10 protein-coding genes are annotated in these 12,043 nt (G+C 70.6%); 1 reads left to right on the top strand and 9 read right to left on the bottom strand.

Annotation, left to right across the window (positions count from 1 at the left end):
* Window positions 1–2: 2 nt before the first annotated feature.
* From F6Q13_RS00760 to F6Q13_RS00795, 8 genes are all read right to left on the bottom strand, one after another.
* Window positions 3–1,130: a glycosyltransferase family 1 protein gene (locus tag F6Q13_RS00760; protein WP_293050840.1), complete on the bottom strand. Its 1,128-nt coding sequence runs from the start codon at window positions 1,128–1,130 to the stop codon at window positions 3–5.
* A gap of 76 nt (window positions 1,131–1,206) precedes the next feature.
* Entirely contained in the window at window positions 1,207–1,728 is a 522-nt protein-coding gene (locus tag F6Q13_RS00765) for a DUF3592 domain-containing protein (protein WP_293050842.1), read from the bottom strand.
* Complete coding sequence (gene menD, locus F6Q13_RS00770; protein WP_293050844.1) at window positions 1,725–3,368, bottom strand: 2-succinyl-5-enolpyruvyl-6-hydroxy-3-cyclohexene-1-carboxylic-acid synthase; 1,644 nt, start codon at window positions 3,366–3,368, stop codon at window positions 1,725–1,727. Before menD ends, F6Q13_RS00765 begins: the two co-directional genes overlap by 4 nt.
* A gap of 13 nt (window positions 3,369–3,381) precedes the next feature.
* On the bottom strand, window positions 3,382–4,170 hold the full coding sequence (locus F6Q13_RS00775; RefSeq protein WP_293050846.1) for an alpha/beta hydrolase: 789 nt from the start codon (window positions 4,168–4,170) through the stop codon (window positions 3,382–3,384).
* 82 nt (window positions 4,171–4,252) lie between these two features.
* Window positions 4,253–5,788: a PE-PPE domain-containing protein gene (locus tag F6Q13_RS00780; RefSeq protein ID WP_293050848.1), complete on the bottom strand. Its 1,536-nt coding sequence runs from the start codon at window positions 5,786–5,788 to the stop codon at window positions 4,253–4,255.
* 130 nt (window positions 5,789–5,918) lie between these two features.
* Window positions 5,919–7,004, bottom strand: coding sequence for a class I SAM-dependent methyltransferase (locus F6Q13_RS00785; protein ID WP_293050850.1), 1,086 nt, complete (start codon window positions 7,002–7,004; stop codon window positions 5,919–5,921).
* A gap of 25 nt (window positions 7,005–7,029) precedes the next feature.
* Entirely contained in the window at window positions 7,030–8,013 is a 984-nt protein-coding gene (locus tag F6Q13_RS00790; protein WP_293051007.1) for an o-succinylbenzoate synthase, read from the bottom strand.
* A gap of 11 nt (window positions 8,014–8,024) precedes the next feature.
* Entirely contained in the window at window positions 8,025–9,626 is a 1,602-nt protein-coding gene (locus tag F6Q13_RS00795) for an amidohydrolase (protein ID WP_293050852.1), read from the bottom strand.
* 78 nt (window positions 9,627–9,704) lie between these two features.
* Here F6Q13_RS00795 and fadD8 point away from each other — a divergent pair, with 78 nt between their 5' ends.
* A complete protein-coding gene (fadD8, locus tag F6Q13_RS00800; protein WP_293050854.1) occupies window positions 9,705–11,306 on the top strand; it encodes a fatty-acid--CoA ligase FadD8 in 1,602 nt (533 codons plus the stop codon).
* Here the strand turns inward: fadD8 and F6Q13_RS00805 are convergent.
* Complete coding sequence (locus F6Q13_RS00805) at window positions 11,303–12,016, bottom strand: VIT family protein (RefSeq protein ID WP_293050856.1); 714 nt, start codon at window positions 12,014–12,016, stop codon at window positions 11,303–11,305. The two genes, fadD8 and F6Q13_RS00805, sit on opposite strands and share 4 nt — an antisense overlap.
* Between the last annotated feature and the right edge of the window lie 27 nt (window positions 12,017–12,043).

Consider the following 12,043-nt stretch of genomic DNA (forward strand, 5'->3'; position numbering starts at 1 on the left):
GACTACGCGACTGCCCGGCGCCGGCTCCCCAGCACCGCCTCGTAGTGGCCCAGCAGCTCGTCGCAGATCACCGGCCAGGATCGATGCACGACGCTGCGGCGGGCCGCCGCCGAATAGCGCGCCCGCTGGTCGATGAGATGGTCGACCGCGGCCGGCAGCCGGGACTCGAACTCCTCGACCGGCAACAGCAGCCCGGTGTGCATGGGGCTGACCAGGTCACGCGGGCCGCCCGCGTCGGGGGCGATCACCGGCACTCCCGACGCGAGCGCTTCCTGCACGGTTTGGCAAAACGTCTCGTGCTCGCCGGGATGCACAAACACGTCCATGCTCGCGTAGGCCCTGGCGAGCTCGTCGCCGTAGCGCGCCCCGGTGAAAATCGCTGTCGGCAAACTCGATTGCAGTTTGGCCCGGTCGACCCCGTCGCCGACGACGACCAGCTGGATCGCGTCGTTGCGGGCCAGCACGGCCAGCCGCTCCACATGCTTCTCCGGCGCCAGCCGGCCGACGAAGCCCACGATCGGCTTGCCGTGCGGCGACCACTGCCGGCGCAACGCCTCGTCGCGGGCCGACGGCGCGAAACCGGTCACGTCGACGCCGCGGGACCACCGGTAGACCCGCGGAACACGATGTGCCGCAAGCATTTCTATTGCCCAGGTGGAGGGCGCCAGGGTGCGGTCGACCAGGCCGTGCAGGTGGCGGGTCCACACCCACACCGCACGTGAAGCCGCCGGAATGCCGTAGGCGGCGGCGAAACCCGCGACGTCGGTTTGAAATACCGCAACCGCCGGCACCCCGAGGCGCCGTGCGGCCCATACTCCGCCGTAGCCCAGCAGCGCCGGTGAGGCCAGATGCACCACGTCGGGGTCGAACCCGCGCAGCACCCGCAGCATCCGGGGCATCGGCACACCCAGCGGCAGCGACGTCACCTTGGGGAACATCCGCGACGGCACCCGGTGCACCCGGATACCGTCGTGGATCCGCTCGGCGCGGGGCCGGCCCGGCGGGTTGTCGGGGGCGACGACGAGTGCTTCGTGACCCGTTCGCCGCAGGTGCTCGAGGACGCGAATCACCGAATGGCTGACGCCGTTGACGTTGGGGAGGAAGGACTCCGCGACGATGGCTACCCGCACCCTCTCAGGGTGCCCGCAGCGCCTGTCGCCGAGGTTGCCGACAGGCATACGAGGGGCAAATTCGCCGCGCTGACCGTCACGACGCCGGTTGCCGCGCCGTGCCTGCAGGGTGGCGGTCCAGGTGTCGCTCCACCAGGGCCAGCACGACCAGCACGGCGACGGCGACCAGCCAGCCGATCACCGCGATCGACCCGGCCGGGATGATCGCCAGCGCGGCAGTGCGGTGCTGCACCCGCACCAGGTTGGGGTTGAGCTTGTCGTATTCGACGTAGATCCGCATCCCGGTGGCCAATTCAGAGGGATAGAGCACACCGAGTTCGGGACGGTAGGTGACCCGGTCCGGGGTGACGAACTCGATCGTGGAGCGCCGCGGTCCGGCGCTGAGCACCTCGGCCTGGGCCACGCCCATGTTGCGTTGGATCGACAGGTCGTTGCGCCAGGCGCCCGCCAGCAAAAACACCGACTGCACCGTGACCAACCCGGCCACGACCAGCACGCCGATCCGCGTCCAGCGCAGGATGCGGCGGGCGCGGGTATCCGGAGCCGGATCCAGGCGGCCGTGCACCAGGATGCGCACGGCGGCTTTGGGCCACCTCACAGCGCGGCCTTGATGGCGGCGTGCAGTTGGCGCAGCGACGAGCGGTCGGCCTTGACCTCGAGCACCTGCATCCCCGGCTCGTCGAGAGCGTCGCGGAGTTCATCGACCTCGATCTGGCGATTCTCCACGTGATAGGCGCGGCACAACGCGCCGACGTCGACGTCGTGCGGGGTGCCGAAGATGCGTGCGGACACGTCGGAAAACCGCGGATCGCCCTGTTCGAGCAGTTCGAAGATGCCGCCGCCGTTGTCGTTGGACACCACGATGCTCAGGTGCCGCGGCACCGGCTCGGTGGGGCCGATCAGCAGCCCGGAGCTGTCGTGCACGAAGGTCAGATCGCCGATCAGTGCGACGGTGCGGCCGCCGGCCGCGCGCTCCCGGGACCTTTCGAAGGCCAAGGCGGCGCCGATCGCGGTGGACACCGTGCCGTCGATGCCGGCGACGCCGCGGTTGGAACGCACCGCGATGCCCTGCGGGTTGAGCCCGACCAGCGCCGCGTCACGCACCGGGTTAGAGGCTCCCAGCACCAGCTGGTCGCCGGGGCGCAGCGCGTCGGCGACCGCGGCGGCCACGTGCAAACCCGTGGTCAGCGGATGCGCGGCCAGCTGGCCGCGCACCGCCTCGAGCGCGTGCCGGTGCAGCTCGGCGCAGCGGCGCAGCCAGGCTGCGCGGGGCTCGCCGGTGGGCACCGCGCGAGTGCCGGTGGCCTGCGAGTTGCCCGACACGTCGGGCCAGCGCGGCCCGGTGGTCAGCGCGTAGACCGGGACCGTGGGGTCGGCCAGCAGCGCCGACACCGGACGGTGCAGGGTGGGCCGGCCCAGCATGATCACCTGCTGCGGGCGCAGCAGCGGCAGCGCCAGCGGGTGCAGCGGGTTGGCCGCCGGCGGCGCGGTGGGCTCGGCGACCGTCGGCAGCGCCGCCAGGTTGGGGTGGACGCCGGCGCCGTGGCCGGCGATGACGACGGTGTCGGCGCTCAGGTCGATCTCCAGCGGCTGGTCGAAGCTCACCGGCGGAGCGAACGTCCAGGGCAGGCCGCCGGGGCGCCCCGGCGGCGTGGTGGCGCCGGAGCTGTCGGGGTCGGGCACCAGCGGTTCGCGCAGCGGGATGTCGAACTGAACCGGCCCGGCGTTGGCGGTGCGGGCGCCGGTAGCGGCCGCCAGCACCCGGCAGGTGGCCGACCGCCAGGTTGCGTTGAGGGCGTCCATGCGCTCGGGGGCGTCCTCGGCCAGCCCCAGGCTGATCGCGGCGCGGACCTGGGAGCCGAAGTAGCCCAGCTGCTCCATGGTCTGGTTGGCGCCGGTACCCAGCAGCTCGTAGGGCCGGTTGGCCGACAGCACGATCAGCGGCACCCGGGCGTAGTTGGCCTCCACCACCGCCGGCCCCAGGTTGGCCACCGCGGTGCCCGACGTCATCGCGACGCACACCGGTGCGCCGGCGCCGATCGCCAGCCCGATCGCCAGATAGCCGGCGGTGCGCTCGTCGATACGCACGTGCAGCCGCAGCCGGCCATCGCGGTCGGCGTCGGCCAGCGCGAACGCCAGCGGCGCGTTGCGCGACCCCGGGCACAACACCACGTCGCGGACCCCGCCCCGGATCAACTCGTCGACCACGACCCGGGCCTGTGCCGTGGAGGGATTCACCCGTCCAGGCTATCTATCCCCAGGTGTCGGCGAAAAACTGCAGCGCCGCGGCGTTGACGGCCGCCCCGCGCTCCAGAAACCCCAGATGACCGGCATCGGCGATCTGCAGGTAGCGACCGTTGGGCAACGCTTCGGCAACCTCGCGGCACAGGTGCGGCGGGGTCAACACGTCGTCGGCGAAGCCGATCACCAGCACCGGTTGGCGGATGTTGCGGTACGCGGCCAGCCGGCTGGTGGCCGGCCCGACTTCGAGCTGGCAGCGCAAGCCCGGGGTGGGCTTGATCGGCCACGTGGTGAACATGGCGATCCAGTCGTCCACGATCTGGTCGTCGTTCAGCGTCTTGGGGGAGAAGTTTTCCAGCAGGCGCACCTTCGCTTCGTATTCGACCGGCAGCTCGACGCCGGCCGCGGCCAGCGCGGTCTCGGCGGTGTAGAAGAACGTGCGGGCGCGGTCCAGGCGCCCCCGGGTGGCCATCAGCACCGCGGAGCTGACCAGATCGGGCCTGGCCAGCATGAGCTCCTGGGCGATGTAGGCACCCATCGACATGGCGACGATCCGCGCCGGCGCCGCCCCCAGGGTTTCGATCAGCGCCGCCGTGTCGGCAACCATGGTTTCGGTGGTGAAACCGTCGGCGTCCGCGGTGGCGCCGATCCCTCGGTTGTCGAACGTGATGGTCCGGTATCCGGCGGCCAGAAAGGCGGGCACCTGCTGCACATGCCAGCCGCGTCCGGCGCCACCCCGGCCCGCGATGAACACCACCGGCTCCCCGGTTCCCTGGTCCTCGTATGCAAGGTCGATCACGCAATGAGAACCTACGCGACCCGCCGTCGGCCCCCGAGGTGAAGTCCGGCCCGGACTCACCCGGACGCGGCTGCGGCGCCGCTCAGGCCCCGAAGAAGTTGAACACGTCGAAGCCCAACCCGACCACATCGATGATCGGCTGCCCGGGGATCAGCGGCCCGTCGAGCAGGGCGTCCGGGCCGAGGTACTGGTTCAGACCGCCAATGAGGTTCGCCAGGTCGCTCCACCCGCTGAGCAGAACGGTGTCCAGGCCGTTGATCAGGTCGTAGCCGGTGACGAAGTACAACGTTTGGCTGATGTCGGTGACGGCGGTCTCGACGCCGGCCGGCAGCGTGGCGCTGTCGCCGGCGGCCACGTCCGCCCAGGGCGCGACGAGGCTCTGAACAAGCGCGTTGTCCACCCCGGCGAGCATCTGCAGCGGGTCCATCTTCTCGACCAACCCGGCGATCCCGGCGCCGTCGACGCCGCCGGTCCACCCGGACCCCGCATACACCGTGCCGAGCGGGGTCTCCGCCCACGGGCCGCCCGCCCAGCCGATGGACGCCTCGTAGGGGCTGCCGCCGACCTCCGGGGAGATCGGGTGGTAACCGTCGACGTAGGGGTCGCCGGCGTTTCCGTAGCCCCAGTCGATGAGCAACCTCGCCCACGGCGAGAAGAAATCGCCGAAGAATTGCCCGGCGGTGGTGTCGCCGAGGTACATGAACTGCAGAATCGGCAGGTTCTCGGGGATGTCGTAGAAGGTCGTGTTGCCGATCGTGCCGATGTCGACGGCGGCTTTGACGGTTGCCAGATCAAGATACGGGTAGGTGGGGTGCACGGTGCCGATCCCGATCACCGCGTTGATGTCGCCGAGGATGTTGGTCGGATCCTGCGGGAAATCCGCCCAACCGTCGTATTCACCGGTGTAGACGGCGCTCGCGCCGAGGTCGTCGGTCGGGGTGGGGGCGATGCTCATCGGGATGTTCAGGAACGGGATGTGCTGCCCGGTGGGGGTCAGGCTGAACGCCTCGATGCCGTCGGGGAACTGGAAGCGGTCCAGCATTCCGCCGATCGGGTTGTTGGGGTCGCCGATCAGCGTGTAGTGCAGCTCGGCCAGCTCGGAGGGTGAGGTCAGGCCGGTGCCCGTCGGGTTGTCGACGAGCCGGTCCAGCGCGATGGTGGTCAGGGTGGCGCTCTGCGAGTAGCCGAACACGGTGACGGGCTGACCGGCGTTCAGTTGCGCGAGCAGGCCGTCGAAGCTTTGGCCGACGGAGTTTACGATCGGCTGGTAGCCGGTCAGCAGGTTCGCGACTCCGGTGTCCAGCGACTGGCCGAAGGTCATGCTGCTCCACGACGGCGGGAACTGCGGAGGGCCGGGGAAGCACACCACCGGGCAGAACTCCTCGGGCGTGACGACACCGACGTAGTCGGAAGTTTCACCGCCGAGGTAGAGGGTTTGGACGCCGTCGATGTAGCTGAGGGTCGGGTAGGTGGGGTCGGGCAACGTCGTGCCGCCCATGATGTCCTCGACGGCGTCGGCCAGCGCGACGCCGCCAGGGAACGGTTCTCCGCGATGGCCCAGCGCCACGGTCGCGGCCAGCACGGCGACGCCCAGCGTGCACAGCTTCGGATTTCTCACCGGGACCTCCGCTCAGATCCGTGGACCGCGGACCCGACTCAGCGCCGGGAGGTAGTCTACGTCGTATCCGGTACCGGAGGTAATGGCTTTCGGGATTTCAGCGGGCCGCCTCTCCGGCGAGCCCGGGCGATCACGGGCGCGGCTCCTTGCGGGCGATGTAGTACAGGTCACGCGGATCCTCCTCGATCTCGGCGACCCGCAGGTCGGTGAATCCGGCGTCGGCCAGCATCGCGGTGGCCAACTGCCGGCCCCACGCCGTACCCAGCCCCGCGCCGTCGTAGGCCAGCGAGACCGTCATGCAGTGCATCGTGGAGATCGTGTAGAGGAACGGAGCGAACGGGACGCCGATGTTGTCCTCGAGACAACTGGACGCCTTGACGTCGGCCATCAAGAAGACACCGCCGGGCCGCAGCGCGCGGTAGATGTTGGCCAGCACCCGCGCGGGCTGGGCCTGGTCGTGGATCGCGTCGAACACCGTGACCACGTCGTAGGCGTCGACGATGTCGAGCGTGGCCAGATCGTGGCGCTCGAAATGCGCGTTCGTCAGGCCGAGCCGCCGGGCCTCTGCGACCGCGGCCGCCACCGCTTCCTCGGAGATGTCCACACCGGTGAACCGGCTCGCCGGGAATGCCTGCGCCATGACGTTGACGGCGTGCCCGCTGCCGCAGGCGAAGTCGGCCACCTCGGCGCCGGCACGCAACCGTTCCGGCAGCCCCTCGACCAACGGCAGGATCACGTCGACCAGCGCCGCGTCGAAGACCGCACCGCTTTCTTCGGCCATCATCGCGTGAAACCGGGGGTATTCGCTGTAAGGCAGGCCGCCGCCGTTGCGGAAGCAGCCGATGATCTTCTGCTCCACCTCGCCCATCATCGGGATCATCGTCGCCATTCGGGCCAGGTTCTTGGTGCCCGCGGACCGGGTCAGCACGGCGGCGCGGTGGCGCGGCAGAAAGTACGTCTGCTCGGCGGGCCGGTACTCGACGATACCGCCCGCGGCCGCGCCGCCCAGCCATTCGCGCACGTAGCGCTCGTGCAGCCCGGCCGCCTCGGCGATCTGGGCGCTGGTCGCCGGCGGCAAGCCGGCGAGGACGTCGAACAGGCCGGTCTGGTGGCCGATGCTGGCCAACAGCGCCAGGCAGGCCCCGTCGATCGCGCCGCCCATCCGCGCGACGAATTCCTCGGTGCTTTCGTCGGTGGGTACGGTCTGTGTCGTCATGTCGGTGACGCTACGCCAGATCGGCTCAGCGGGGCCGCGGGCCTGTCGGCTTCTGCCCCAGCACCCGGTGGCAGGCGCTGACCCGGTCGATCCACCAGCGCCGGCGCTCCGGCGGCGCGGCCAGCGCCTGCAACCGCGCCGGATCCGGCGTCACCACAGCGACCGGCAGGTCGCCGTCGACGGGGACGGCCGGTGGCGCGACGTCGTCGGCGAACAGCCCGCCGGTCGCCAGTCCGCAGGCGTGCCGCAGATCCGGTAGCGCGGCGGCCGCGCGCAACCCGGCGGCGATGCCCACCGCCGAATCCAGCGCGCTGGAGACCACGACCGGGATCCCGATCCGGGCGGCGACCTGCAGCAGCGCGGCGACGCCGCCGAGCGGCGCGACTTTGAGCACGGCGACGTCGGCGGCCCCGGCACGCGCGACGCGCAGCGGGTCGTCGGCCTTGCGGATGCTTTCGTCGGCGGCGACCGGGGTGTCGATGCGGCGGCGCAGCTCGGCGAGCTCGTCGACGGTGGCGCAGGGTTGCTCGATGTATTCCAGCGGCCCGGCCGCGCTCAGCGCGGCGACGGCCTGCTCGGCCTGGGTGACGGTCCAGCCGCCGTTGGCGTCGACCCGCACGGTCGGGATCTGCGCGCGGACCGCCTCGACGCGGGCGACGTCGTCGGCCAGGGTCTGCCCCGGCTCGGCGACCTTGACCTTGGCGGTGCGCGCACCCGGAAAACGGGCCAGCACCTCGGGCACCTGAGCGGGCGCGACGGCGGGAACGGTGGCGTTGACCGGGATGCGGTCCCGGCGGGCCGGCGGCAGCGGCCGGTAGGCGGCTTCGAGGGCCGAGGCCAGCCACGCCGCGGCTTCGGCCGGGCCGTACTCGACGAACGCGCCGAACTCGCCCCACCCGGCGGGGCCGTCGATCAGCGCCAGCTCACGGCTGGTGATGCCGCGGAAGCGCACCCGCATCGGCAGCCGCACCACGTGCAGCCGGTCCAGCACGTCGTCGAGGCCGGGCAACGAAGGGGCAGTCACGGGCGGTCGACTCGGCGGCCCGCCAGAAACGTCGCGCGGACCTGCAGGTCGGCGATCTGCTCGGGCGGCACGGTGCGCGGATCGGCCGAGAGCACCACTAGGTCGGCGTATTTCCCGATCTCCAGCGAGCCGATCACGTCGTCGGCGAACAGCTGCCAGGCGGCGTCCAGAGTCTGCGCCCGGATCGCCTGATCCACCGTCAACCGCTCCTCGGGCCCCAGCACCCGGCCGCTGGGCGCGGTGCGGGTGACCGCCACACTGATGTTGCGCAGCGGCTCTTCGGGGGTGACCGGCGGATCGTTGTGCAGCGAGATGCGCATGCCGGCGGCGACCGCGGAGCCCGCCGGCATCCAGCGGGATCCGCGTTCCTCGCCGAACAGCCCGTCGACGAGCAGGTCGCCCCAGTAGTGGATCTGGTCGACGAAGATGCTGCAGGTGACGCCGAGACCGGCGGCGCGGCGCAGCTGGTCGGGCCGGATGGCGCCGACGTGTTCGAGCCGCAACCGGTGATCGGCGCGCGGGTGGCGGCGCAGCGCTTCCTCGTACACGTCGAGGATAGTGTCCACCCCGGCGTCGCCGTGTACGTGGCAGGCCAGCTGCCAGCCCAGCGGGAAATAGGCGCCGACGATCTCGGCCAGCTGCTCGCGGGTGTAATTGGCGTGCCCGCAGGATCCCGCGGCGCCGATCGTGCGGGTCGCGGCGGTGTCCAGATAGGGGAACGACAGCGCGATGTTGCCGACCCACGGCGAGCCGTCCACCCAGATCTTGATGCCGAGCTGGCGCACCAGGTCGTCGCCCTCCCCCGGCGTCGCGGAGGTGCACAGCTGCGGGTTGGACACCTCGTAGGTCCGCAGCCGCACCGTCAGGCCGTCGCGGGAGCGGTCGAGAAGCGGCCGAAAGGCCGGGTCGAACGCCATCTCCGAGCAGGTGGTCAGCCCGGCGCGGTTGAGCCGGGCGCATTCCGCGTCCAGCAGCGTCGGATACCTGCCCGGGTCGAGGGCCGCCCCCAGCAGCGGGAACACCGCGGCGATCTCCTCGGCGGTGCCGTCGAGTTCGCCGTGGGCGCCGCGTCCGTACCGGGCACCCTGGGGGTCGGCGGTGTGGCGGCCCAGCCCGGCGCGCTCGGCTGCGACCGAATTGAAGTAGGCCCGGTGACCGGAGTTGTGCACGATCACCAGCGGGTCGTCCGGGGCGATGTCGTTCAGCCAGTCCAGCGTCGGCTGCGGGAGCCCCTGCTGCAGCAGCGGATCCCAGCCGTTCAGGTAGGCGCCGTCCGGTCCCCGCCGGGCGACCTCGCGGCGTACGGCTGCGACGACGTCGTCAGCGTGGGGCACGGTCACCGGACGGATGTCCACGATCCGGTCCGACAACGCCAGCGCCTCCATCAACGGGTGACCATGCGCCTCAACGAATCCCGGCATGACGCAGCCGTCGCCAAGATCGACGGTCGCGGTCCGGTCGCCGACGTGGCCCGCGATCTCGGAGCGGGTGCCCACGGCGACAATGCGGCCGTCGGCTACCGCGAGCGCCTCGGCCGTGGGCCGGGTGGCATCGACGGTCAGCACCGTCCCGGTGATGACGAGATCTGCGGCAGCCATGAGCACGGATGGTAGTGATCCGCAGGACCGCCACGGGTCGGGCTGACTCGAACTGCAACACGTTCTAGTCTTAGCCCCATGAGTGACGAGCTCCTGCGCAATCCCTCCCACAACGGGCACCTGCTGGTCGGCGCCCTCAAACGCCACCGCGACAAACCGGTGCTGCACCTCGGCGACACCACGCTGACCGGCGGGCAGCTGGCCGAGCGGATCAGCCAGTACATCCAGGCGTTCGAGGCGCTCGGAGCCGGCACCGGAGCGTCGGTCGGTCTGCTGTCGCTCAACCGGCCCGAGGTGCTGATGATCATCGGCGCCGGGCAGACCCGGGGCTACCGGCGCACCGCGCTGCATCCGCTGGGGTCGCTCGACGACCACGCCTACGTGCTCTCCGACGCGGGCATCAGCTCGCTGATCATCGACCCCACCCCGATGTTCGTGGAACGCGCGCTGGCGCTGCTGGACCGGGTGGACGGACTCAAGCAGATCCTCACGATCGGGCCGGTGCCCGAGCCCCTGGCGCAGGTCGCCACCGACGTGTCGGCCGAGGCGGAGAAATACCCCCCGCAACCGCTGGTGGCCGCCGACCTTCCACCCGACCAGATCATCGGCCTGACCTACACCGGCGGGACGACCGGCAAACCCAAAGGCGTGATGGGTACCGCGGCGTCGATCGCCACCATGACGATGATCCAGCTCGCGGAATGGGAGTGGCCGCAACGGCCGAAGTTTTTGATGGTCACTCCGCTCTCGCACGCCGGAGCCGCCTACTTCCTGCCGACGCTGGTCAAGGGCGGCGAAATGCACGTGCTGCCCAGGTTCGACCCCGGCGAGATGTTGAAAACCATTGAGGAAAAACGGATTACCGCCACCTTCGTGGTGCCCTCGATGCTGTACGCCCTGTTGGACCACCCCGATTCGCACACCCGTGACCTGTCGTCGCTGGAGACCGTGTACTACGGCGCCTCGGCAATCAATCCGGTGCGCCTGGCCGAGGCGATCCGCCGGTTCGGGAAGATCTTCGCCCAGAACTACGGGCAGTCCGAGGCGCCGATGGCCATCACCTACCTGGGCAAGGGCGACCACGACGAGAAGCGGCTCACCTCGTGCGGACGCCCGACGCTGTTTTGCAGGACCGCGCTGCTCGACCTCGACGGGCAACCGGTCAAACAGGGTGAGGTCGGCGAAATCTGCGTCAGCGGGCCGCTTTTGGCCGGCGGTTACTGGAATCTGCCGGACGCGACGGCGCAGACCTTCAAAGACGGCTGGCTGCACACCGGCGACCTGGCCCGCGAGGACGAAGACGGCTTCTACTACATCGTCGACCGGGTCAAAGACATGATCGTCACCGGCGGCTTCAACGTGTTCCCCCGCGAGGTCGAGGACGTCGTCGCCGAGCATCCGGCCGTGGCGCAGGTGTGCGTGGTCGGGGCGCCGGACGAGAAGTGGGGCGAAGCCGTCACCGCGGTGGTGGTGCTGCGCCCCGACGCGCCGCGCGACGAGGCCGCGATCGCCACGATGACCGCCGAGATCCAGGCCGCGGTCAAAGACCGCAAGGGCTCGGTGCAGTCACCCAAGCGGGTCGTCGTCGTCGACTCGCTGCCGGTGACCGGGCTGGGCAAGCCGGACAAGAAGGCGGTGCGGGCACCCTTCTGGGAAGGCGCCGACCGCGCCGTCGGCTAGGTGACTACCGCGCCGACCAGGTGGCCGATCAGGTAGGTGATCGCCAGGGCCAATCCTCCGCCGAGGAAATTGCGAAGCACCGCGCGGCTTTTCGGCGCCCCGCCCAAGCCGGCCGACACCATTCCGGTGATCACCAGGGCCAGCAGCACCCCCGCGACGGTGACGGGGATCCGCAGTGAGATCGGGGAAAGCGCGATCGCGATCAGCGGCAGCAGCGCGCCGACACTGAACGACAAAGCCGAGGACACCGCCGCCTGCCACGGGTTGGTCAGCTCCGAGACGTCGAATCCGAGCTCTACCTCGGCGTGCGCGGCTAACGGATCGTGATCGGTGAGTTCCTCGGCGACGGTGCGCGCGGTCGCTGCCGAGAGCCCTTTGGCCTCGTACAGCGCGGCGAGTTCGTCCAGTTCGGCAGCCGGGTCCTCATGCAGCTCCCGGCGCTCCTCGCGCAGCAGCGCCTGCTCGGTGTCGCGCTGGGCGCTCACCGATACGTATTCGCCCAACGCCATCGACACCGCTCCGGCGGTCAGCCCGGCGATTCCCGCGGTCACGATCGGGCCGCGTGCCACGGTCGCCGCGGCGACACCCACCACGATGCCCGCCACCGACACGATCCCGTCGTTGGCCCCCAGCACCCCGGCCCGCAGCCAATTGAGCCTGGCGGAAACCGAATATCCGTGCGGCTCAGCTTCATGCCTCTGGCTGGACACGGTGCCACACACTAGACAACCGGCCCC

It is taken from the genome of Mycobacterium sp. (assembly GCF_008709575.1).
Lineage (GTDB): Bacteria > Actinomycetota > Actinomycetes > Mycobacteriales > Mycobacteriaceae > Mycobacterium.

What these genes read in the sequence shown, in the direction of transcription:
- F6Q13_RS00785 (WP_293050850.1), bottom strand. Translation starts at nt 7,004, where the DNA reads ATGACGACACAGACCGTACCCACCGACGAAAGCACCGAGGAATTCGTC.
- F6Q13_RS00795 (WP_293050852.1), bottom strand. Translation starts at nt 9,626, where the DNA reads ATGGCTGCCGCAGATCTCGTCATCACCGGGACGGTGCTGACCGTCGAT.
- fadD8 (WP_293050854.1), top strand. Translation starts at nt 9,705, where the DNA reads ATGAGTGACGAGCTCCTGCGCAATCCCTCCCACAACGGGCACCTGCTG.